Below are 23,030 nucleotides of genomic sequence, written 5' to 3'. Positions count from 1 at the left end.
CTTGTAGGAGCGAGTCTGCTCGCGATGGAAAGTCAGTTGGCCCCGATGTGGCTGACCCTCTATCGCGAGCTGGCTCGCTCCTACAGTTTGTTTCGGGAAACCTTCGAATGAAACGTCTGCTCGGCGCCTGCGCCCTCCTTTCCCTCCTCGCCGGCTGCGCGAGTAACGATATCGTCGACCCGCACGGCTACGACAAAACCGGCATGGCCTCGTACTACGGCGCCAAGCACCAGGGTAAACGCACCGCCAGCGGCGAGCGTTTCGACAAGAATTCCCTGACCGCCGCCCATCGCCAACTGCCGTTCGGCACACGGGTGAAGGTCACCAACCTGAACAACGACAAATCCTGCGTGGTCCGCATCAACGATCGCGGGCCGCATACCCGTGGGCGCCTGATCGACCTGTCCCACGAGGCCGCCGAACGCCTGGGCATGCTCAAGAGCGGCACTGCGCGGGTTCGCGTGCAAGCCCTCGACGACTGACAAACGGAGCATCGACCATCTTCGGATTAGCCGATTTACCCCTGATCAGCGTGATCGAATTGCTCAGCGGCCTGGTACTGCTGATTATCGGCGCCGAACTGATGGTACGTGCCGCCGTGCGCCTGGCCGCGCGCCTGCATGTACGACCACTGATCATCGGCCTGACCATCGTCGCCCTCGGCAGCAGCGCACCGCAGATGGCCATCAGCCTGCAAGCCACACTGGCGCATAACGCCGACATTGCCGTCGGCAGTGTGATCGGCAGCAGCATTTTCAATATCCTCGTGACCCTCGGACTGTCGGCGCTGATCATCCCCCTGCGCGTTTCACGGCAACTGGTGCGCCTGGATATTCCGCTGATGATCGGCGCCAGCCTGCTGGTGTTCGTGCTGGCCTGGAATGAAGAGCTGACCCGTGCCGATGGCGTCATTCTCCTGACTGCACTGCTGCTGTACCTGGGCCTGTTGCTGCGTCAGTCGAAGCACTCGGCGCGTCCGCAGTCGACTCATGAGCACCCGGTGCAAGCGCCATGGTTAAAAAGCCTGATGATGATCGTTGCCGGCCTGGCAATGCTGGTGTACGCCGGCCACTTATTGTTGGGCGCGGCGGTTGCGGTCGCCACTGATTTGGGGCTGTCGGAACGGATCATCGGCCTGACCATCGTCGCCATCGGCACTTCCCTGCCAGAGCTCGCGACCTCGCTGATCGCCGCGCTACGGGGTGAACGGGAAATTGCCGTGGGCAACGTCATTGGCAGCAACCTGTTCAACCTGTTGGGCGTTTTGGGCTTTACCGCACTGGTCGCGCCGACACCCCTGTCGGTATCGCCCAATGCCCTGGATTTCGACCTGCCAGTGATGCTCGGCGTCGCCGCGCTGTGCCTGCCGGTGTTCTATTCCGGCTACCGGGTGACCCGCGCCGAGGGCTTGCTGTTTCTGGGTTTGTACCTGGCTTACGGCCTGCACGTGGTGTCGTTCACCACCGGCATGCCATTGGCGGGCAAGCTTGAACACCTGATGCTGTTTTTCGTCCTGCCGGCGCTGGTGGCGTTTTTGCTGTTCACGTCGCTGCGTGCCTGGCATCGCCAACACCACAAGAGAGAATTGCCATGACCGAGAACAAGAAGACCGGCGTTGAAGTACGCCGCCAAGTGATGGGCGACGCCTTCGTCGACCGCGCGCTGGGCAACGCCACCGAGTTCACCCAGCCGCTGCAGGATTTCGTCAACGAACACGCCTGGGGCAGCGTCTGGAGCCGCGAAGGCTTGCCGCTTAAAACCCGCAGCCTGATCACCCTCGCCGCCCTGACAGCGCTGAAGTGCCCGCAGGAATTGAAAGGGCACGTGCGCGGCGCGCTGAACAATGGCTGCACCGTGGAAGAAATTCGTGAAGCGCTGCTGCATTGCGCGGTGTATGCCGGCGTGCCGGCGGCGATCGACGCGTTCCGGGCGGCGCAGGAAGTGATTGATACCTACCAGAAGCCGGAGTGACATCGCGAGCAGGCTCGCTCCCACAGGGGAATGCATTCCAAATGTCGGAGCGAGCCTGCTCGCAATGAACCCCTGAAGAGCACGACCTCTTCAGCGACTAGATCCACCCGCCCCACTGCAACAAAAAGATCCCGACGTTGGTGGTGACCGCCGCCATCAACGTGGTAATGACGATGATCGCCGCCGCCAGTTCATGATTGCCATTGGCTGCCCGGGCCATGACAAAACTGGCCGCCGCCGTCGGGCTGCCGAAGTACAGGAACAGAATCCCCAGCTCCGCGCCACGAAAGCCCCAGAGCCACGCGCCAAGCGTCGCCAATATCGGCAGGCCGAGCATCTTCACCAGACTTGAACTCAGCGCCATCGGGCCGCTCTTGCGCATCGCCACCAGCGACAGCGTGCCGCCAATGCAGATCAATGCCAACGGCAGGGTGGTCTGCGCCAGGTACTGGCCGGAGGTTTCCAGCCATCCCGGCAAACCGATCTTGAAGTAGGCAAACGGTGCCGCCGCGATCACGCTGATGATCAGCGGATTGCTGAACACGCTTTTGCATATGCTCCACGGATCGGACTTGATCACCGGGCTGTACACCGCCAGCACGATGGTTGACAGCGTGTTGTAGAACAGGATCACCAGCGCCGCGAGAATCGCCCCCAGGGAAATCCCGTAATCGCCGTACATGCTCGCCGCCAGCGCCAGGCCGATGACCCCGTTGTTACCGCGAAATGCGCCTTGGGTGTAGATCCCGCGGTCTTCTCGCGGGCACTTGAAAATCGCCCAGCCCCAGGCGATGGCAAAGCACACCAGGGTGGCGAGGGAGAAATAAATCAGCAGCGCTGGCTGCAGCGCGGCGTGCAGGTCGGCATGCAGGATGCCGAGAAACAGCAACGCCGGCATGCTGACGTTGAACACCAACGCCGACGCAGTATGGATGAAGTTATCGTTGATCCAATTGATGCGCTTGAGCAGCACCCCCAGAAACAGCATGGCGAACACCGGGGCGGTGATGTTCAGGGTTTCGAGGAAAATGGCCAGCATGCCGTGGATAACCTTGGGTGAGCGTCGTTAGGGGGCTAATGATAAGCCAGCAAGTCCCTCGCCGTCTGGTAGAACGCTATCGCTGGCAAGCCAGCTCCCACAGGTTCCTCGGTGTTCATACGTCTTATGCAACGCAGAAGATTCCTGTGGGAGCTGGCTTGCCAGCGATGCAGCCGACGCGGTCTTACGTGATTGGCGCCGGATTGAACAAGGTGATGTCGTTATGCAGCTTGTGCTTTTCGGCCCACGTCTGTTTCTTGCCGCTGGCCACGTCCAGGTAGTAGTGGAACAACTCCCAGCCGAGGTCCTCGATGGAGGCGCGTCCGGTGGCGATTCGCCCCGCGTCGATGTCGATCAGGTCTGGCCAGCGTTGTGCCAGCTCAGTGCGGGTCGATACCTTCACCACAGGCGCCATGGCCAAGCCATAAGGCGTGCCACGACCGGTGGTGAACACGTGCAGGTTCATCCCTGCCGCCAGTTGCAAGGTCCCGCAGACAAAGTCGCTGGCCGGCGTTGCGCAGAAGATCAGGCCTTTTTCCTTGAAGCGCTCGCCAGGGCCGAGCACGCCAGTGATAGCGCTGCTGCCGGACTTGACGATCGACCCCAGGGATTTCTCGACAATGTTCGACAGCCCGCCCTTCTTGTTGCCCGGCGTGGTGTTGGCGCTGCGATCGGCTTCCCCCTTGGCCAGGTAACGGTCATACCAGTCCATTTCCCGCACCAGCTCCTGAGCGACTTCCCTGGTTTGCGCGCGCGAAGTCAGCAGGTAAATCGCGTCGCGCACTTCGGTCACTTCGGAGAACATCACCGTCGCACCCGCACGCAACAGCAAGTCCGAGGCGTAGCCCAGGGCCGGGTTAGCGGTGATCCCGGAGAACGCATCACTGCCACCGCATTGCATGCCCAGGATCAGCTCGGACGCCGGCACGGTTTCCCGACGGCGCTGGTCGAGCTTCTTTAAACGGGTTTCGGCCAGCGCCATGATCTGTTCGATCATCTCGGTAAAACCGTGACTGGAGTCCTGCAGGCGATACAACCAGGGCTCGCTCAAATCCACCGAGCTGTCGTTCTCGTGCATCACTTGTCCGGCCTGCAATTTCTCGCAGCCCAGACTGATCACCAGCGCCTCGCCACCCAGGTTCGGGTTGCGCGCCAGATTGCGCACGGTGCGAATCGGGATGTAGGCATCGGTGGCGGTGATCGCCACGCCGCAGCCGTAACTGTGGGTCAGCGCCACCACGTCATCGACGTTCGGGTACTTGGGCAGCAACTCGTCCTTGATGCGCTTGACCGCATGGTCCAGCACGCCGGTAACGCACTGCACCGTGGTCGTGATTCCGAGAATGTTACGCGTGCCAACCGTACCGTCGGCGTTGCGATAACCCTCGAAGGTATAGCCTTCCAGCGGGGCTTGCGCGGCCGGCACTTCGGTGGACAGCGGCAGGCTGTCCAGCGGTGGCGCGGTGGGCATGCGCAATTGGTCCTCCTTGACCCAACTGCCACGCGGGATCGGCTGCAAGGCGTAGCCAATGGTCTGGCCGTAACGAATCACCTGTCCGCCCTCGGGGATGTCCTCCAGGGTGACCTTGTGACTTTGTGGCACGAAATCCACGGTGACCAGGCCATCGGCAAACTCGGTGCCGGCCGGTACGCCCTGATCGTTGACCACGATCACCACATTGTCCCGCTCGTGCAGGCGGATGTAGCGCGGCGAGTCGGAATGTTCAATCAACTGCATGACGCCGCTCCTCAGGAATGCGCTTGAGACAATTTGTTATTCATTTCAGGACCGCCCATTGGTGGTTCTTTAAGCACAACGCGTTTGATCGGACCGACGATGACCAGATAGCTGAACACCGCGACCAGTGCGTTGCAACCGACAAACACCAGCGCCCACTTGAACGATCCGGTGGAGCTGATGATGTAACCGATCACGATCGGGGTGGTGATCGAGGCGAGGTTGCCAAACATGTTGAACAGGCCACCGCTCAAACCGGCGATCTGTTTCGGCGAAGTATCGGAGACCACCGCCCAGCCAAGCGCGCCCACGCCCTTACCGAAGAACGCCAGCGCCATGAAGCCCACGACCATCCATTCGATATCGACGTAGTTACACGCCACGATGCTGCTGGAAACCAGCAGGCCGGCAATGATTGGCGCCTTGCGGGCGAACGTCAGGGAATGCCCCTTGCGCAGCAGGTAGTCGGAAATCACCCCGCCGAGCACACCCCCGATGAAGCCGCAGATCGCTGGCAACGAGGCAATGAAACCGGCCTTGAGGATGGTCATGCCGCGCTCTTGCACCAGGTACACCGGGAACCAGGTCAGGAAGAAGTAAGTGATGCCGTTGATGCAGTATTGGCCGAGGTAGACGCCGAGCATCATGCGGTTGGTCAACAGCTGGCGAATGTAGTCCCACTTTGGCCCGTCGACCTTTTTGCCCTTGCCTTTGTCCTGGTCCATGTCGACCATGCCGCCGTTCTCGGCGATGTGCTTGAACTCATCGTCATTGATCATCGGGTGCTGACGCGGGCTGTGGATAACTTTCAGCCAGATCAGCGAGAACACGATGCCGATGCTACCCATCACGACAAACACGTGCTGCCAGCCAAAGGTGTAGACGATCCAGCCCATGAGCGGCGCGAACAGCACCGTGGCGAAGTATTGCGCGGAGTTGAAGATCGCCGATGCAGTACCGCGTTCAGCGGTCGGGAACCAGGCCGCCACGATGCGCGCGTTGCCGGGGAAGGACGGCGCTTCGGCCAGGCCCACCAGGAAGCGCAGCATGAACAGCGCGACAATCGCCGTGGACATGCCGAACTCACCGACATAACCCTGCAGGACGGTGAACAGCGACCAGGTGAAGATGCTCAAGGCATAGATTTTTTTCGAGCCGAAACGGTCCAGCAGCCAGCCCCCGGGAATTTGCCCGGCCACGTAGGCCCAACCGAATGCAGAGAAGATATAGCCAAGGGTGACCGCGTCGATGCCGAGGTCTTTTTGCAGGCTGGAGCCGGCAATGGCGATGGTAGCCCGGTCGGCGTAGTTGATCGTGGTCACCAGGAACAGCATGAGCAGGATCAAATAGCGGACGTGAGTCGGCTTGGTCGATTGCATGTAGATGTACTCCCACTGATTATTTTTATGCGCGGGTGAAACGGGTGCGGCCCCTGTAGGAGCGAGCCTGCTCGCGATGGTGGTCAACGATGACGCGGGGCATCAGGTTGACTGTGGCGACTTCAAGACCATCGCGAGCAGGGCTCGCTCCTACAGGGGGTATTGCCTTACGAGCCGATGTAACTGGTCTTCACGACCGTGTAGAACTCTTGCGCATAGCGGCCTTGCTCGCGGGAGCCATAGGATGAACCTTTACGCCCGCCGAACGGAACGTGGTAATCCACGCCAGCGGTCGGCAGGTTGACCATCACCATCCCTGCCTGGGAGTGGCGCTTGAAGTGGTTGGCGTACTTCAACGACGTCGTGGCGATGCCCGCCGACAGACCGAACTCGGTGTCGTTGGCCATGGCCAATGCCGCTTCATAATCCGCGACGCGAACCACGTTGGCCACCGGGCCGAAGATCTCTTCACGGCTGATGCGCATCGCCGCTTCGCTGTCGGCAAACAGCGTCGGAGCGAGGTAGTAACCCTCAGTGTCACAGGTCACCAAACCACCGCCGCTGACCAGACGCGCACCTTCGGACTGGCCGATGTCGATGTACTTCATGTCCTGTTCAAGCTGGGCTTGCGAAACCACCGGACCGATATCAGTGCCCGCTTTCAACGCATGGCCGACCTTGATCGACTTCATGCGCTCGGCCATGGCTTCGACAAACTTGTCGTGGATGCCGGCGGTGACGATGAAGCGGCTCGACGCGGTGCAACGCTGACCGGTGGAGTAGAACGCGCTCTGCACCGACAGCTCGACCGCTTGCTTGAGGTCAGCGTCGTCGAGAATGATCTGCGGGTTCTTGCCGCCCATTTCCAGCTGGACCTTGGCCTGGCGCGACACGCAGCTGACGGCGATCTGACGACCGACACCCACGGAACCGGTGAAGCTGATGCCATCGACTTTCGGGCTGTGGACCAGTGCATCACCCACCACGCGACCGCTGCCCATCACCAGGTTGAACACGCCAGCCGGGAAGCCTGCGCGGGAGATGATTTCCGCCAGGGCCCAGGCGCAACCTGGCACCAGGTCCGCCGGCTTGAGCACGACGCAGTTGCCGTAGGCCAGGGCCGGGGCGATTTTCCACGACGGGATGGCAATCGGGAAGTTCCACGGGGTGATCAGACCGACCACACCCAGTGCTTCACGAGTGACTTCAACGTTGACGCCCGGACGCACCGACGGCAGGTAGTCGCCGGACAGGCGCAGGCATTCACCGGCGAAGAACTTGAAAATGTTGCCGGCGCGGGTCACTTCGCCAATGGCTTCGGGCAGGGTCTTGCCCTCTTCCCGAGCCAACAACGTGCCGAGCTCTTCGCGACGGGCGAGAATTTCAGTGCCGACTTTATCCAGGGAATCGTGACGCGCCTGAATGCCGGACGTGGACCACGCCGGAAACGCGGCACGGGCAGCATCGATGGCGGCGTTGACCTGGGCCAGATCTGCCTTGGCGTAGTCGCCGATGGCATCGCTCAGCTCGGACGGGTTGATGTTGGTCGCGTAATCGCTGGCCGCGACCCATTCGCCGTTGATGTAGTTGTCGAAACGCTTTGCATTTGTCACGGGACTGCCCTCGAAACAAAAAGATCTCACGCAAAAAGGCCGCTGAATACTCAGCGGCCCCGTTAAACCGGAGGTGTTACTGCGCGCCCTGCTTGTCGATCAGCGCGGCGAGCATTTCATACTCTTCGCCCGTCAGATCGGTCAGCGGTGCACGCACGGGGCCAGCGTCGTAGCCGGCAATTTTTGCCCCGGCCTTGACGATGCTCACGGCGTAACCGGCTTTGCGGTTACGGATGTCCAGGTACGGCAGGAAGAAGTCGTCGATGATCTTGCCAACGGTGGCGTGATCTTCACGCGCGATCGCGTGGTAGAAGTCCATCGCGGTTTTCGGGATGAAGTTGAACACCGCCGAGGAGTAGACGGGCACGCCCAGCGCTTTATAGGCAGCGGCATAGACTTCAGCGGTCGGCAAGCCGCCCAGGTAGCTGAATCGGTCACCGAGGCGGCGACGGATCGACACCATCAACTCGATATCACCCAGGCCGTCTTTGTAGCCGATCAGGTTCGGGCAGCGCTCTGCCAGACGCTCCAGCAGCGGCGCGTTCAGACGGCAAACATTGCGGTTGTAGACCACGACACCGATGTTGACCGATTTGCACACGGCTTCAACGTGGGCGGCAACGCCGTCCTGGCTGGCTTCGGTCAGGTAGTGCGGCAACAGCAACAGGCCCTTGGCGCCCAGGCGCTCGGCTTCCTGCGCATATTCGATGGCTTGACGGGTCGAACCGCCAACACCGGCCAGAATCGGCACGCTGGTGGCGCAAGTGTCGACCGCCGTCTTGATGATTTCCGAATATTCGCTGGCCGCCAGAGAGAAGAACTCACCGGTGCCGCCGGCGGCGAACAGAGCCGAGGCGCCGTATGGGGCCAGCCATTCGAGACGCTTGATGTAGCCAGCGCGGTGGAAATCGCCCTGGGCATTGAAATCGGTGACCGGGAAAGACAACAGGCCGGAAGAGAGGATGGACTTCAGTTCTTGTGGATTCATTATTCGAACACCCTGGGTAGCGACGTTTGTGTGTGTGTGTGAGAAAACCGTTCAGCCTTTGCTGAAGTTGTAGGTCATCGTACAACTTAAAATATAACCGTCAACTGCATTTCATCGCCGTGGGTGAAAATTGTTCGACAAGAGTCAGGCGAGATAGGGGGTTCAGCGGCTATTGGGGCAGGAAAAGCGGGGCAGACGCCGGCTCAATAGAGATACGTTGTCAGAAGATTGATGGACTGAGCAAACAAGCTAGGGGATGTGGGAAATGGCTGATAGCAGGCTCGCTCCCACACAGGGATTTGGGCGCGCACAAATCGTGTTCACCGCAAGTCAAATGGGGGAGCGAGCCTGCTCGCGATAGCGGTAACTGAGACGATGGATGACACAGGGGTAGATTGCTTACCCCCGCTGCGCCTCTGCCTCTTCATGGGCATGACGCAACCGTTCGCGGCTGTTCGTCAGGTGCAAACGCATGGCCGCGCGGGCCGCATCGGAATCCTGGCGAGCAATCGCATCGTAGATTTCTTCGTGCTCGCGGCTCAGGCGATTCATGTAGTGCTGCTGGTCATCGTGGGCCAGCCGCGCGGAATTGAGGCGAGTGCGCGGAATGATGCTGGTGCCCAGATGGGTCATGATGTCGGTGAAGTAGCGGTTGCCGGTCGACAGGGCGATTTGCAGGTGGAACTGGAAGTCCGAGGCCACGGCATCGCCGGCGTGGGAGACGCTTTCATTCAAGGCATCCAGTGCCGCGCGCATCAACGCCAACTGCTCTGGGGTTCGGCGTTGCGCGGCCAGACCGGCGGACTCCACCTCCAGGCTGATGCGCAGCTCCAGGATGGCCAGCACATCACGCAAGGTCACCACTGTCGCCGGATCGATACGGAAACCGCTCGGGCTCGGGGTGTCGAGGACGAAGGTGCCGATACCGTGGCGGGTTTCCACCTGCCCCGCCGCCTGCAGACGGGAAATCGCCTCGCGCACCACCGTACGGCTGACGCCATGGGCATCCATGATCGCCGACTCGGTGGGCAACTTGTCACCACGCTTGAGGTGGCCGTCGCGGATCTGCTCGGACAGCACCGTCACCAGTTCCTGCGCGAGGCTGCGGCGCTTGCGAGGGAGGCGTGGTGTGTCGTTCAGGTTTTCCATGGTGAACATCTGTCTCGAAAAATTCGGTTGAAACCGCATCATAGCTCAACACGGTTGTACGATCACCCATCACCCTGTGTAGGAGCGAGCCTGCTCGCGATGGACTGGCGAGCGCCGGGTGTATTCAGGTGGCACGCGTTATCGTTAGCCACCCTCGCGATCAGGCTCGCTCCTACAGGGAATGTGGTGTTCAGGCGGTCACGGCCTGGTCCACCAGGCGGCCATTCTCGATACGAATGTGCCGCGGATGGAAACGCTTGAGACTGCTGCGATGGCCGACGCTGATGATGCTCAGTCCCGGCAACTCATCGATCAGCGCCTGATACAGCGAAGCCTCATCCTCTTCATCCATCGCCGACGTCGCTTCGTCCATGTACAACCATTGCGGCGCATAAATCAGGGCACGGGCGAAGGCCAGGCGCTGCTGCTCACCTGGCGACAGCAGACGCTGCCAGTGATTGGCTTCATCGAGGCGCGCCACCAGGTGCGGCAGTCGGCAGGTTTCCAGTACGTGCACGTAGCGTTCGTTCGGGTAGGTATCGCCGGCCTGTGGATAACTCAACGCCTCGCGCAACGTACCAATCGGCAGATAGGGTTTCTGCGGCAGGAACAGGTAACGCGCCGCCGGCAGGCGGATACTGCCGTGGCCCGCCAGCCACAGATGCCCCATCGCCCGCAGCAAGGTCGACTTGCCGCTGCCGGAGCGACCGCTGAGCATCACGCGCTCGCCCTCCTCCACGGTCATCTCGGCATTGGTCAGCAGATGGCGACCGTCAGCCAGATCGAGGCCGAGGTTGTGCACCTGCAATGCATCCCCTTGATTCTGCACGTCGATGGCCGGGACACGCTCTTCGTTATCGACCATGGCCTGACGGAAGCTCAACAAACGATCACAGGTGGCGCGCCAGGAAGCGAGGTCCTGGTACGCACTGATAAACCAGCTGAAACTCTCCTGGACGTTGCCGAAAGCCGAGCTGATTTGCATCAGTTCACCGAGTTCGATCTTGCCGGAGAAGTAACGCGGCGCAGCGACCATGAACGGAAAAATGATCGCAATCTGGCTGTAACCGGACGTGAAGAACGTCAGACGCTTGGACACCTTCATGATGTCCCAGAAATTATGCCAAACCATCCCGAAACGACTGCTCAGGCGGCGGTTTTCGTTGGGCTCGCCGTTGTACAACGCAATGCTTTCAGCATTTTCACGGACCCGGACCATGGAGAAACGCAGGTCGGCTTCGAAGCGTTGTTGTTGGTTGTTCAGGCCGATCAAACGACGACCGATCAAATGCGTCAGCCAACTGCCGACCGCGGCATACACCAGCACGCACCAGAACATGTAGCCGGGAATGGTGAAGCCGAGCACTTCAATACTGCCTGATACACCCCACAGGATGATCGAGAACGACACCAGGCTGACGATATTGCGAATCAGCCCAAGGCCCAGGCTCAGCGTGTTCAAGGTGAAGTTGTTGAGGTCTTCCGATATCCGCTGGTCCGGGTTATCGGTGTAACCGCCCTGCTCCAGCCGATAGTAATTTTTGTCGCTGAGCCAGCGGGCGAAATACTTTTCGGTGAGCCAGGCCCGCCACCGTATGGTCAGCATCTGGGTCAGGTAAAGGCGGTACACCGCACCGATAATCGCCACCGCGGCAATGGCGCAGAAATACAGGATCAACGTCCAGAACGACGCCTCATCCTTCTTCTGCAGAGCGTTATAGAAGTCTTTGTACCAGGTGTTGAACCACACCGAGATCCCGACGCTGATCAACGAGAGGGCAATCACGGCGATCAGCAACGTCCAGGCCTTGCCCTTCTCTTCGCTACGCCAGTAAGGCGTGGTCATCGCCCACACTTTGCGAAAAAACTGCCCGCGCACCGCATCGTTGACCGCAGAATATTCAGCGTTCTGATTCATGGAAAAGGCTCGATAAAGAAAAAAACACGCACGAACCGATCATAGATGATCGGTTCGGTTTGTCGCGAGGAGCTACCCGCATTCGTTCAGCGCCGGTTCAGCGGCGAACGGGGCGCTTCTGCAGTTTGCGCTGCAGCGTGCGGCGATGCATGCCCAGGGCGCGGGCCGTGGCGGAGATGTTGCCTTCGTGCTCGGTCAAGACGCGCTGGATATGCTCCCACTGCAGACGGTCGACCGACATCGGGTTCTCCGGCACCAGGCTGTCGAGGTCGGCATGCTCGGAAAGCAGCGCAGCCAGAACGTCGTCGGCATCCGCCGGTTTGCACAGGTAGTTGCAGGCACCGCGCTTGATCGCCTCGACGGCGGTGGCAATGCTCGAGTAACCCGTGAGGATCACCACGCGCATTTCCGGGTCCATTTCCAGCAATTTGGGCAACAACACCAGACCCGAGTCGCCGTCCATTTTCAGGTCCAGGGCGGCGTAGTCCGGCAGATCGGCCTGGGCCATCGCCAGGCCTTCTTCGGCGGAACCGGCGGTACTGACGCGAAAACCACGGCGAGCCATCGCACGAGCCATGACGCGGGTAAATGTTGCGTCGTCATCGACCAGCAGCAAATGCGGCAGTTCTTCGCCTTCGACTTGGATTTCGTCACTCATGTTGGTCTCCTCGGGCGACACGGGGCAGGCGCAGCTCGGTGAGCGTGCCGCCTTCCTCATGACTGTAGAGTTTCACTGAGCCGCCGGCGCGTGTCACGCTGGCCTTGCTCAAAAACAGGCCCAGGCCGAAACCTTTGCCCTTGGTGGTAAAAAATGGCTTGCCAATCTGCTCGGCGATGGCCAGCGGTACACCGGCTCCGTGGTCGCGAATACTGATCGTCAGGTTATCCGCATCCCAGTCCAGCGTCACTTGCAGGCCCTCGGGACAGGCATCGGCGGCGTTGTTCAGCAAATTCAACAGGGCCTGGGTCAGGTCCGGCGGTGGAGCCATGCGCGGCACCTTGCCTTGACCCAGGCGCTGGAAGCGATAGCTGGCTTCCGGGCGCATCAGGTGCCAGCGGTTCAGTGCCTCATCGAGCCAGTCGGTGACGTCCTGCATCTCCACGGCCAGGCGGCGATTGGCTTCGGCGGCGCGAACCAGTTGTTGCAAGGTCTCTTTGCACAGCTTGACCTGATCCTGCAGCACGCTCAGGTCGTCCTGCAGCATCGGGTCGTGGTGATCCTGGCGCATTTCCTTGAGCAACACGCTCATGGTCGCCAGTGGCGTACCCAGTTCATGGGCGGCGCCGGCCGCCTGGGTGGCCACGGCCAGCAATTGCTGGTCGCGCAGTCCTTCTTCGCGGCGAATGGCGCGCAGTTCTTCCTGACGGCGCAACTCTTCGGCCATGCGCGCGGCGAAGAAGGTGATGACCGCCGCGGCGAGGGCAAAACTCAGCCACATCCCGTAAACCTGCAGGTTTTCCCGAGCGATCGGGAAGGTCTGCAACGGATAAAAGCGCGCCAGCAACAGGGTGTACATCGTCAATGCGATACCGGACAGGATCACCGAATAACGCCACGGCAATGTCACGGCCGCGATGGTCAGTGGCACCAGGTAATAAGACACGAACGGGTTGGTCGAGCCGCCCGAAAAGTACAGCAAGGCACTGTGGATAAACAGGTCGCAGGCCAGTTGCAAGGCGTATTCGAGTTCTGTCACCGGCCATGACGTGCGCAGGCGAATCGCCGTGAACGCACACAACAGCATCGAGCAACCGAGGGTCGCCGCCAGCTGGAACCAGGGCAACGGCAGCAATTGAAACCAGTAGGCCAGGCCCACGGAGCCGGCCTGGGCGGCCAACACCAAAGTGCGGATGAACGTCAGCCGCCAGAGATTCTGGCGAGTTGCGGAGGTAATTTGAACGGGGGCGAGCATGAGCTCTCCTGATGAGCGCTCCAGGCGGATCGCCGGGAGTATAACCAAGCGCGGGGGCTGACAGGAAAAAGTGCGGCAAACGGCCACATGCAGGAGCGAGCCTGCTCGCGATGGTCGTCAACGGTGACGCTCGCTCCTACAGGGGGCATGTGTATCTGTATAGAAGTTGTAACTGTGCGAACCGGATCATAGCGGCTAGAGTCTGATGGTTTCACGCAGGCCCGGAACAGACCCCTGCGCACCCTCCAAGGAGCTTTCATGCACACATTCCGCCGCAGCGCCGCCCTCCTCGCCCTGAGCATTGGCGCGATCGCCAGCCTCCCGGCCCTGGCTGCCGACGAGCTTCATTACAACCAGATTTCACTGCGCGCCGAAGTCAGTCAGGAAGTGGCTCGCGACCTGATGATCGTGACCCTCTACACCGAAGAACAAAACAGTGACCCGGCCAAACTTGCCGCCGACGTCAGCACCACCATGAACAAGGCGCTGGCCCAGGCCAAACAGGTCAAGGAGATCACTTTGCGCCAGGGCAGCCGCAACAGCTACCCGATCTATGACACCAAGGGTCAAAAAATCACTGGCTGGCGTGAACGCGCCGAGCTGCACCTGGAAAGCCCGGACTTCGCCGCACTGTCGAAACTCACCGGCGAACTGCTCACCGACCTGAAGATGGGCGGCATGGACTTCGCCATTGCCACGCCGACCCGCAAAGCCAGTGAAGACGCCCTGCTCAAGGACGCCGTGACCGCGTTCAAGGCCCGCGCCCAACTGGCCACTGATGCACTGGGGGGCAAGGGTTACAAGATCGTCAACCTGAACCTCAACAGCAACGGCTATCCACAACCGTACATGCGCGCACCGATGATGATGAAAGCTGCCAGCATGGAAGCCGCTCCGGTCACGCCGGAAGTGGAAGCGGGCACCAGCCAGGTCAGCATGACAGCCGACGGTTCGATTGAAGTGCTGATGCCTTGATTCATAACCGGTAGGCAAAAAAGGCGATCACTCAAGTGATCGCCTTTTTTTTGCAAACCGACGTCTATGCTGATTCTGGAAATAAACAGGAATACCCGGACAACTATCGCAGTTGCACTTCGCACATCTTGCTCATGAGACTGGCAACAATAATGGCTCCCATTTACCCCCTCCCCCACTGAGGGACAGGGGTATAAATAGGTAACACCTCGCCCCACCCACGGGCGCCCCCAAGGCCTAAGCGCACCAAAAAGGGGCGCAGTTAGCACGATAAAAACACCGCGCAAACGGTCAAATGCGTCAAATTTTATACATATGCGACATTAAGGTACGTTCGTGCCACTGTTTAAGGCTTGTAGTCACTCTGGATCTTGCATTGGGTATGGCCCCTGCATAAGTATCCGCAGGCACGACTCACGAGGTCGTCCTCAAAATCAAAAAATGACAACAAATCATGAGGCCACCATGCTTAAACACGCGGTCATTCCGTTTCTATTAGGTGCCGGCTTATTAGCGGCCGCGCCTTTCGCCCAAGCTGCGACTAACCTGGTGTTCTGCTCCGAAGGGAGCCCGGCCGGTTTCGATCCGGGTCAATACACCACCGGAACCGACTTCGACGCCTCAGCCGAGACCATGTTCAACCGTTTGACCCAGTTCGAGCGCGGCGGCACCGCCGTAGTTCCTGGGCTGGCGACCAAGTGGGACGTCTCCGATGACGGCCTGACCTACACCTTCCACTTGCGTGAAGGCGTCAAGTTCCACACCACCCCGTACTTCAAGCCGACTCGTGAGTTCAACGCCGACGACGTGCTGTTCACCTTTAATCGCATGATTAACAAGGATGACCCGTTCCGCAAAGCGTACCCGACCGAATTCCCGTACTTCACCGACATGGGGATGGACACCAACATCACCAAGATCGATAAAGTCGACGATCACACTGTCAAGTTCACCCTCAAAGACGTCGATGCCGCGTTCATCCAGAACATGGCCATGAGCTTCGCCTCGATCCAGTCCGCCGAGTACGCTGCCCAGCTGCTCAAGGAAGGCAAGGCCGCCGACATCAACCAGAAGCCGGTTGGCACGGGTCCGTTCGTGTTCAAGAGCTACCAGAAAGACTCCAACATCCGCTACACCGGGAACAAGGACTACTGGAAGCCTGAAGACGTCAAGATCGACAACCTGATCTTCGCCATCACCACCGACCCGTCGGTACGCATCCAGAAGCTGAAGAAGAACGAGTGCCAGGTCACTCTGTTCCCGCGTCCGGCCGACCTGAAGGCGCTGCGCGAAGACAAGACCCTGAAGCTGCCTGACCAGGCTGGTTTCAACCTGGGCTACATCGCGTACAACGTGATGCCCAAGGTCAAGGGTCAGACCGAGGCAAACCCGCTGGCCGACCTGAAGGTTCGCCAGGCACTGGACATGGCCGTCAACAAGCAACAGATCATCGACTCCGTGTACCAGGGCGCCGGCCAATTGGCCGTCAACGCCATGCCGCCGACCCAGTGGTCCTACGACACCACCATCAAGGATGCACCGTACAACCCCGAGAAAGCCAAAGAGCTGCTCAAGGAAGCGGGCGTTAAAGAGGGCACCGAAATCGTGCTCTGGGCGATGCCGGTACAGCGTCCATACAACCCGAACGCCAAGCTGATGGCAGAAATGCTGCAGTCCGACTGGTCCAAGATCGGCCTCAAGGTCAAGATCCAGAGCTACGAATGGGGCGAGTACATCAAGCGTTCCAAAGGTGGCGAAAACCAGGCAATGCTGATTGGCTGGAGCGGTGACAATGGTGATCCGGACAACTGGCTGAACGTGCTGTTCGGCTGCGACTCGCTGGAAGGCAACAACTTCTCCAAGTGGTGCTACAAGCCGTTTGACGACATCGTCAAGCAAGCCAAGCGCACCTCGGATCAGGCCAAGCGCACCGAGCTGTACAAACAGGCTCAACACATCCTGAAAGACCAGACTCCAATGACACCTATCGCTCACTCGACGGTGTTCCAACCCATGCGCGCCGAAGTGCAGGATTTCAAGATCAGCCCGTTTGGCTTGAACTCCTTCTACGGTGTCAGCGTCAGCAAATAAGGTCCGTCAATGGCGACGTTTTTGACGTCGCCATTGCCGTATCACCCGAGAAAGCAGGAATCCGCCTACATCCAAATCGTCTGCTGACTACAGCAGTCCTTTAGGACGCGTCGTCATTTCCTACGAGTCTTTCGGACTCTACGCATTTACTGCCGGGCCCACGATTCATACCGTCGGGATCCGACCAGCTTATGCGTGGGTCATCGGTTTTTCTGATGCACGCCATGGCTTGAAACCAGTGAGGCCTCCACGTCCGCGGACGGGACGACGGCTCATTGTCAAAACACTGAACGAGAGGGAGCGTTATGCGCCATACCTTGGTTTTATCCGCACTGCTGGGCTCCGGCCTGTTGGCCGCCACTTCCATGAGCCAGGCCGCCAACAACAGCCTGGTGTTCTGCTCCGAAGGCAGTCCTGCTGGCTTCGACACCGCGCAGTACACGACCGCGACGGATAATGACGCCGCCGAGCCGCTGTACAACCGCCTGGCAGAGTTCGAAAAAGGCGCGACCAATGTCGTCCCAGGCCTGGCCACGAGTTGGGATATTTCCGAGGACGGCCTCAAGTACACCTTTCACCTTCGTCCCGGGGTGAAGTTTCACACGACCAAGTACTTCACACCGACTCGTGACTTCAACGCCGATGATGTGCTGTTCACATTCAACCGCATGCTCGATCCGCAACAACCTTTCCGTAAGGCTTACCCGACCGAGTTTCCGTATTTCAACGGCATGAGCCTGAACAAGAACATCGCCAAGGTCGAAAAGACCGGGCCGCTGACCGTGGTCATGACGCTTAACAGCGTCGACGCCGCGTTCATCCAGAACATCGCCATGAGCTTCGCCGCCATCCTTTCCGCCGAGTACGCCGACAAGCTGCTGGCCGAAGGCAAGCCGAGCGACATCAACCAGAAACCGATCGGCACCGGGCCGTTCGTGTTCAAGAGCTACCAGAAAGACTCGAACATCCGTTACACCGGCAACAAGCAGTACTGGGACCCGAGCCGGGTCAAGCTCGACAACCTGATCTTCGCCATCAACACCGATGCGTCGGTACGCGTGCAGAAACTCAAGGCCAATGAGTGCCAGATCACCCTGCACCCGCGCCCTGCCGATGTGACCGCACTGAAAAGCGACCCGAAGCTGCAGCTGATCGAGAAACCTGGCTTCAACCTCGGTTACATCGCCTACAACGTGCGCCACAAACCGTTCGACCAGCTTGAAGTGCGCCAGGCACTGGACATGGCGGTGAACAAGCAAGGCATTCTCAACGCCGTTTACCAGGGCGCAGGGCAACTGGCCGTCAACGCCATGCCACCCACCCAATGGTCCTACGACGACACCATTAAGGACGCCGCCTACAACCCGGAAAAAGCCAAAGAATTGCTCAAGGCTGCCGGCGTGAAAGAAGGTACCGAGATCACCCTGTGGGCCATGCCGGTTCAGCGACCGTACAACCCCAACGCCAAGTTGATGGCCGAAATGCTCCAGGCTGACTGGGCGAAGATCGGTCTCAAGGTCAAGATCGTCAGCTACGAATGGGGCGAATACATCAAGCGCACCAAGAATGGCGAGCACGACATCAGCCTGATCGGCTGGACCGGTGACAACGGTGACCCGGACAACTGGCTCGGCACGCTCTACAGCTGCGATGCCATTGGTGGCAACAACTACTCCATGTGGTGCGATCCGGCTTACGACAAGCTGATCAAGCAGGCCAAGGTCGTGACCGACCATGACCAGCGCACCGAGCTTTACAAACAGGCGCAGCAGTTGCTCAAGCAGCAAGTGCCGATCACGCCAGTCGCCCACTCGACGGTCAACCAACCGTTGAGCGCCAAAATCGAAGGGTTCAAGGTGAGCCCGTTCGGTCGCAACGTCTTCTCGGGTGTCAGCATCGAAAAGTAAAACCGTGTAGCTACATCGCCGGGGGCGTCTTGCGCCCTCACGCAAGCGTGTTGCCGTAATTCGCCCATAAGGCGTACAGCAAACGTTTGCGATGCGTGCATTGAGTTCCAAAGCAAATAGCCGGCTCATCAAAAAAGAACGGCATAAAAAAAGAAAGTAAGGAGCTTTACCCATGAAACTGAGCAGCACCGCGATTCTGGCCTTGGCCATCAGCAGCGTCACCGCCACGGCGTACGCAGAAACCCAGAGCCAGGCGTACACCCCGGTTACTGTGAAAGAGAAAAGCGCTCAAAGCGAAGCCACTGGCTTTGTTGAAGGCCAGTCGATCACCGGTACCACACGTAACTGGTACGCCAACGAGCAACTGCAACGCGGTGGCAAGTTTTCCTACAAAAAAAACGGCGCGCTGGCAGATACCGATCGTCGTATCAACTGGGTGCAGGGCACCATCGTCAAGTACAACTCGGGTTTCACCGAGGGGACCGTCGGTTTCAGCACAGAAGTGGCGGCTTACAACGCCATCGCGCTGGATCGTGATCGCAAAGATTTGGCATCCGGCAACGGCGGCGCACCAGGCGATCGCAAAAAAGCGGGCAACAACCGTACCCTGACCCGCGAAGGCGGCGATGCCCAAGGCCAGTGGAGCAAAATGGGCCTGGCCAACGTCAAGGCCCGTGTCTCCAACACCACCCTGACCGCTGGCCGCATGAACTTCAGCAGCCCGATGGTCGACGTGATCGGCAACCGTGCGCTGCCTTCGAGCTTCGAAGGTATTGCGCTCCACAGCGAAGAACTGGAAAACCTGTCCTTCGACCTGGCCACCTTCGACCGCAACTCACCGCGTACCGAAGAAAGCCAGCGTAAATTCCGCTCTGAATATGCTGACGAGATCATTGAAATCGATCACGTGAACACCGCTGGCATCACCTACCAGCCATTCGCGAGCCTGACCACCAGCCTGTGGGGCACCCAGGCCGAAGACATGTGGAACCAGTACTACTTCGGCGCCACCCACGTCCTGGGTGACAGCTCGGTACTGAGCCTGACCACCGGCCTGAACTACTACAAAACCGTAGACGAAGGTAAAGCCAAGCTCGGCCAGATCGACAACGACACCTACTCCCTGTCGTTCGGCCTGACCCACCAGGCCCACAGCCTGACCTTCTCGTATCAGGAAGTGAACGGTAACGAGTACTTCGACTACCTGCACGAAACCAACGGCATCTACCTGGCCAACTCCCTGCTGTCGGACTTCAACGGCCCGAACGAAAAATCGTTCCAGATTGCCTACGGTCTGAACATGGCCGAATACGGCGTGCCAGGCCTGAAATTCAACATCTATCAGGCGCGTGGCTGGGGCATCGACGGCACTCACTACAAAGGCGGCGCGTACGACAGCGTGCTGACAATGGACGGCGAACACCACTACGAATACGGCATCGGTGCGTCCTACGCGGTACAAAGCGGTCCATTCAAGGCCACGAGTGTTCGCGCGACCTACACCGCACACCGCGCCAGCGAAAACCAGCTTGACGGCAGCATCAACGAGTTCCGTCTCGTGACCACTATTCCGTTCAACATTCTGTAAACACGCGCGCCCGACGGCTGGCTCCTGAGAAGCCAGCCGTCGGGTTTCCTGATCAACCGATTGCAGAGGGTTCTTGATGAAAATGCTTCCCCTACGTGCGGCCATCGCCGCCGCGTTGCTGAGTGTCGCGGTTGGCGTGTCGGCCAAACCCCTGGTGGTCTGTACCGAAGCCAGCCCCGAAGGCTTCGACATGGTCCAGTACACAACTGCAGTCACCGCCGATGCAGTGGCCGAAACCATTTTCAATCGCCTGGCTGACTTCAAGCCCGGCACCACCGAAGTGATTCCGGCGCTGGCGGAGTCCTGGGACATCAGCGATGACGGCCTGAGCTACACGTTCCACCTGCGCAAGGGCGTCAAGTTTCACACCACCGAATACTTCAAGCCGACCCGCGACATGAATGCCGACGACGTGGTCTGGAGCTTCCAGCGTCAACTGGACCCGAACCACCCATGGCACAAACTGTCGAGCGTGGGCTTCCCGTACTTTGAAAGCATGGGCTTCAAGGAACTGCTCAAAAGCGTCGAGAAAGTCGACGACAACACGGTCAAGTTCACCCTGACCCGCCGTGAAGCGCCGTTCCTGGCCGACATCGCCATGGCCTTCTCCTCGATCTACTCGGCCGAGTACGCCGACCAGTTGCTCAAGGCCAACAAGACCGCCGACCTGAACAACAAGCCAATCGGCACCGGTCCGTTCATCTTCCAGCGCTACAACAAGGACGCCCAGGTTCGCTTCAAGGCCAACCCGGACTACTTCCGTGGCAAGCCACCGGCCGAGGCTTTGATCCTGGCCATCGCCACTGACAACAACGTGCGCCTGCAGAAACTCAAGGCCAACGAGTGTCAGGTGGCGCTGTATCCGAAGCCGGATGACATCCCGAGCATCAAGAAAGACCCGAACCTGAAGGTCGACGAACTGAACGCCATGACCGTTTCGTACGTCGCCATGAACACCACGCACAAATACATGAGTGACGTGCGTGTGCGTAAAGCGATCGACATCGCCTTCGACAAGGAAGCCTATGTCAACGCCCTGTTTGGCAAAGGCAATGCGACAGCGGCGGTCAACCCGTACCCTGACACCCTGCTGGGTTACAACCACAGCCTGAAGAACCCGGCCCACGATCTGGACAAGGCCCGCGCCCTGCTCAAGGAAGCCGGCGTACCTGAAGGGACGACGTTCACCCTGTTCACCCGCAACGGTGGCGGCCCGACCAACCCGAACCCGATGCTTGGCGCGCAGATGATGCAGGCGGACCTGGCCAAGGTCGGGATCAAGATCGACATCCGCGTGATGGAATGGGGCGAAATGCTCAAGCGCGCGAAAAACGGCGAGCACGATATGGTTTCCGCCGGATGGGCGGGCGATAACGGCGACCCGGATAACTTCCTGACACCTATGCTCAGCTGCGAAGCTGCAAAGAACGGCGAAAACTACGCCCGCTGGTGCAATGACCAATTCCAGGCACTGATAGACCAGGCCCGCGAAAAAACCGACCCGGCCGAGCGCGCTGCCTTGTACGAACAGGCTCAGGTCATTTTTAATCAAGACCAGCCGTGGATCAGCATGGCGCACACTAGAATGTTTACAGCAATGCGCAACAACGTAGAGGGTTATCACATTAGCCCGCTCACCACGAATAACTTCGCCACCACCCAGGTGAAGTAGATAAGAAACTCCCGGCATTCCTGAACCCAGGCGTGCCGGGCACGCCTAACCGGCTGATGAGGTACACCACACGATGTTTAGTTTTATTGCCCGCCGACTGGGGTTATTGATCCCCACATTCTTCGGCATCACCTTGCTGACTTTCGCGTTGATTCGCATGATCCCTGGCGACCCTGTGGAAGTCATGATGGGCGAACGCAGAGTCGACCCGGAAATGCACGCTCAGGCAATGGAACGCCTAGGTCTGAACAAACCCCTGTATGCCCAGTACCTGGATTACATCGGCAAACTGGCCCACGGCGATCTCGGGGAATCCCTGCGTACCCGTGAGAGCGTCTGGACCGAGTTCACCTCTCTCTTCCCCGCGACCCTGGAGCTGTCCATGGCCGCCCTGTTGTTCGCCGGCATCCTGGGCCTTCTGGCCGGGGTGATCGCGGCACTCAAGCGAGGGTCCCTGTTCGATCATGGGGTCATGGGTATCTCCCTGGCGGGATACTCGATGCCGATCTTCTGGTGGGGCCTGATCCTGATCATGTTCTTCTCGGTATCCCTGGGCTGGACCCCGGTTTCCGGGCGAATCGACCTGCTGTACGACATCGAGCCGCGCACCGGCTTCATGCTCATCGATACATTGCTGGCCGATGACGTCAGCGCCTTCTTCGACGCCCTGCACCACCTGATCCTGCCGGCCATCGTGCTCGGCACAATCCCGCTGGCGGTGATCGCGCGGATGACCCGTTCGTCGATGCTCGAAGTGCTGCGTGAGGACTACATCCGCACCGCCCGCGCCAAAGGCCTGTCGCCGTCACGCGTGGTGTTCGTGCACGGTCTGCGTAACGCGCTGATTCCGGTGCTGACGGTGGTCGGCCTGCAAGTCGGCACCCTGTTGGCCGGTGCGGTCCTGACCGAAACCATCTTCTCCTGGCCGGGGATCGGTAAATGGCTGATCGAAGCCATTGGCGCCCGGGATTACCCGGTTGTGCAAAACGGCATCCTGTTAATCGCCTGCCTGGTGATTCTGGTCAACTTCGTAGTGGACATCCTCTACGGCTTTGCCAATCCACGCATCCGTCATCAGCGCTGAGGTCC

The 23,030-nt window shown here is 59.6% G+C and carries 18 protein-coding genes; 9 read left to right on the top strand and 9 right to left on the bottom strand.

Annotation, left to right across the window (positions count from 1 at the left end):
* The first annotated feature begins 107 nt into the window (after positions 1-107).
* The 3 genes from ACX3YD_RS20370 to ACX3YD_RS20360 are packed head-to-tail and all read left to right on the top strand — an operon-like array spanning position 108 to position 1,971.
* Positions 108-482, top strand: a complete 375-nt coding sequence (locus ACX3YD_RS20370; RefSeq protein ID WP_090316063.1) for a septal ring lytic transglycosylase RlpA family protein — start codon at positions 108-110, stop codon at positions 480-482.
* Between the two features lie 50 nt (positions 483-532).
* Positions 533-1,594 (top strand): calcium/sodium antiporter, encoded by a 1,062-nt coding sequence (locus tag ACX3YD_RS20365; RefSeq protein ID WP_458960851.1) that lies wholly within the window; start codon positions 533-535, stop codon positions 1,592-1,594.
* Positions 1,591-1,971, top strand: coding sequence for a carboxymuconolactone decarboxylase family protein (locus ACX3YD_RS20360; protein WP_047537646.1), 381 nt, complete (start codon positions 1,591-1,593; stop codon positions 1,969-1,971). The genes ACX3YD_RS20365 and ACX3YD_RS20360 overlap by 4 nt, the downstream gene beginning before the upstream one ends.
* 97 nt (positions 1,972-2,068) lie before the next feature.
* On the opposite strand, the gene ACX3YD_RS20355 is transcribed toward ACX3YD_RS20360, so the two are convergent.
* From ACX3YD_RS20355 to ACX3YD_RS20315, 9 genes are all read right to left on the bottom strand, one after another.
* A complete protein-coding gene (locus ACX3YD_RS20355) occupies positions 2,069-3,010 on the bottom strand; it encodes an AEC family transporter (RefSeq protein WP_103403996.1) in 942 nt (313 codons plus the stop codon).
* 184 nt (positions 3,011-3,194) lie between these two features.
* Positions 3,195-4,748, bottom strand: coding sequence for a galactarate dehydratase (garD, locus tag ACX3YD_RS20350; protein ID WP_458960850.1), 1,554 nt, complete (start codon positions 4,746-4,748; stop codon positions 3,195-3,197).
* A gap of 11 nt (positions 4,749-4,759) precedes the next feature.
* Positions 4,760-6,127 carry an MFS transporter gene (locus tag ACX3YD_RS20345; protein ID WP_458960849.1) on the bottom strand — a complete coding sequence of 456 codons (1,368 nt, stop codon included), beginning with the start codon at positions 6,125-6,127 and terminating at the stop codon, positions 4,760-4,762.
* Positions 6,128-6,294: 167 nt separating this feature from the next.
* Complete coding sequence (locus tag ACX3YD_RS20340) at positions 6,295-7,740, bottom strand: aldehyde dehydrogenase family protein (protein ID WP_458960848.1); 1,446 nt, start codon at positions 7,738-7,740, stop codon at positions 6,295-6,297.
* Positions 7,741-7,816: 76 nt separating this feature from the next.
* Positions 7,817-8,728, bottom strand: coding sequence for a 5-dehydro-4-deoxyglucarate dehydratase (gene kdgD / locus ACX3YD_RS20335; RefSeq protein WP_103403999.1), 912 nt, complete (start codon positions 8,726-8,728; stop codon positions 7,817-7,819).
* A 399-nt stretch (positions 8,729-9,127) separates the two neighbouring features.
* Entirely contained in the window at positions 9,128-9,877 is a 750-nt protein-coding gene (locus ACX3YD_RS20330; protein ID WP_177329342.1) for a FadR/GntR family transcriptional regulator, read from the bottom strand.
* 190 nt (positions 9,878-10,067) lie between these two features.
* Positions 10,068-11,795 (bottom strand): ABC transporter ATP-binding protein/permease, encoded by a 1,728-nt coding sequence (locus ACX3YD_RS20325; RefSeq protein ID WP_458960847.1) that lies wholly within the window; start codon positions 11,793-11,795, stop codon positions 10,068-10,070.
* Between the two features lie 97 nt (positions 11,796-11,892).
* Complete coding sequence (locus ACX3YD_RS20320; RefSeq protein ID WP_047537624.1) at positions 11,893-12,453, bottom strand: response regulator transcription factor; 561 nt, start codon at positions 12,451-12,453, stop codon at positions 11,893-11,895.
* The gene (locus ACX3YD_RS20315) at positions 12,446-13,708 is read right to left on the bottom strand and encodes an ATP-binding protein (protein ID WP_103404001.1); all 1,263 of its coding nucleotides are present in this window, start codon (positions 13,706-13,708) and stop codon (positions 12,446-12,448) included. The genes ACX3YD_RS20320 and ACX3YD_RS20315 overlap by 8 nt, the downstream gene beginning before the upstream one ends.
* 258 nt (positions 13,709-13,966) lie before the next feature.
* On the opposite strand from ACX3YD_RS20315, the gene ACX3YD_RS20310 reads away from it, so the two are divergent.
* The 6 genes from ACX3YD_RS20310 (at position 13,967) to ACX3YD_RS20285 (ending at position 23,025) form a co-directional block, all read left to right on the top strand.
* Positions 13,967-14,683 carry an SIMPL domain-containing protein gene (locus ACX3YD_RS20310; RefSeq protein ID WP_458960846.1) on the top strand — a complete coding sequence of 239 codons (717 nt, stop codon included), beginning with the start codon at positions 13,967-13,969 and terminating at the stop codon, positions 14,681-14,683.
* A gap of 465 nt (positions 14,684-15,148) precedes the next feature.
* Positions 15,149-16,774, top strand: a complete 1,626-nt coding sequence (locus ACX3YD_RS20305; protein WP_090467142.1) for an ABC transporter substrate-binding protein — start codon at positions 15,149-15,151, stop codon at positions 16,772-16,774.
* A 305-nt stretch (positions 16,775-17,079) separates the two neighbouring features.
* Positions 17,080-18,681, top strand: a complete 1,602-nt coding sequence (locus tag ACX3YD_RS20300) for an ABC transporter substrate-binding protein (RefSeq protein WP_103404003.1) — start codon at positions 17,080-17,082, stop codon at positions 18,679-18,681.
* A gap of 172 nt (positions 18,682-18,853) precedes the next feature.
* On the top strand, positions 18,854-20,269 hold the full coding sequence (locus ACX3YD_RS20295; protein WP_458960845.1) for an OprD family porin: 1,416 nt from the start codon (positions 18,854-18,856) through the stop codon (positions 20,267-20,269).
* A gap of 76 nt (positions 20,270-20,345) precedes the next feature.
* Positions 20,346-21,941 carry an ABC transporter substrate-binding protein gene (locus ACX3YD_RS20290; RefSeq protein WP_458960844.1) on the top strand — a complete coding sequence of 532 codons (1,596 nt, stop codon included), beginning with the start codon at positions 20,346-20,348 and terminating at the stop codon, positions 21,939-21,941.
* 73 nt (positions 21,942-22,014) lie between these two features.
* Positions 22,015-23,025: an ABC transporter permease subunit gene (locus ACX3YD_RS20285; RefSeq protein ID WP_047537606.1), complete on the top strand. Its 1,011-nt coding sequence runs from the start codon at positions 22,015-22,017 to the stop codon at positions 23,023-23,025.
* Positions 23,026-23,030 lie beyond the last annotated feature (5 nt).

The sequence above is a fragment of the Pseudomonas fluorescens group sp. PF-1 genome (assembly GCF_054481335.1).
The sequence above is the reverse complement of the archived record's forward strand: the minus strand, read 5'-3'. Positions and strand labels throughout refer to the sequence as shown.

Coding starts and splice junctions, on each gene's coding strand:
- ACX3YD_RS20285 (WP_047537606.1), top strand. CDS start 22,015: ATGTTTAGTTTTATTGCCCGCCGACTGGGGTTATTGATCCCCACATTC.
- ACX3YD_RS20315 (WP_103404001.1), bottom strand. CDS start 13,708: ATGCTCGCCCCCGTTCAAATTACCTCCGCAACTCGCCAGAATCTCTGG.
- garD (WP_458960850.1), bottom strand. CDS start 4,748: ATGCAGTTGATTGAACATTCCGACTCGCCGCGCTACATCCGCCTGCAC.
- ACX3YD_RS20300 (WP_103404003.1), top strand. CDS start 17,080: ATGCGCCATACCTTGGTTTTATCCGCACTGCTGGGCTCCGGCCTGTTG.
- ACX3YD_RS20355 (WP_103403996.1), bottom strand. CDS start 3,010: ATGCTGGCCATTTTCCTCGAAACCCTGAACATCACCGCCCCGGTGTTC.
- ACX3YD_RS20295 (WP_458960845.1), top strand. CDS start 18,854: ATGAAACTGAGCAGCACCGCGATTCTGGCCTTGGCCATCAGCAGCGTC.
- ACX3YD_RS20345 (WP_458960849.1), bottom strand. CDS start 6,127: ATGCAATCGACCAAGCCGACTCACGTCCGCTATTTGATCCTGCTCATG.
- ACX3YD_RS20330 (WP_177329342.1), bottom strand. CDS start 9,877: ATGGAAAACCTGAACGACACACCACGCCTCCCTCGCAAGCGCCGCAGC.
- ACX3YD_RS20290 (WP_458960844.1), top strand. CDS start 20,346: ATGAAAATGCTTCCCCTACGTGCGGCCATCGCCGCCGCGTTGCTGAGT.
- ACX3YD_RS20305 (WP_090467142.1), top strand. CDS start 15,149: ATGCTTAAACACGCGGTCATTCCGTTTCTATTAGGTGCCGGCTTATTA.
- ACX3YD_RS20360 (WP_047537646.1), top strand. CDS start 1,591: ATGACCGAGAACAAGAAGACCGGCGTTGAAGTACGCCGCCAAGTGATG.
- ACX3YD_RS20310 (WP_458960846.1), top strand. CDS start 13,967: ATGCACACATTCCGCCGCAGCGCCGCCCTCCTCGCCCTGAGCATTGGC.
- ACX3YD_RS20325 (WP_458960847.1), bottom strand. CDS start 11,795: ATGAATCAGAACGCTGAATATTCTGCGGTCAACGATGCGGTGCGCGGG.
- kdgD (WP_103403999.1), bottom strand. CDS start 8,728: ATGAATCCACAAGAACTGAAGTCCATCCTCTCTTCCGGCCTGTTGTCT.
- ACX3YD_RS20320 (WP_047537624.1), bottom strand. CDS start 12,453: ATGAGTGACGAAATCCAAGTCGAAGGCGAAGAACTGCCGCATTTGCTG.
- ACX3YD_RS20370 (WP_090316063.1), top strand. CDS start 108: ATGAAACGTCTGCTCGGCGCCTGCGCCCTCCTTTCCCTCCTCGCCGGC.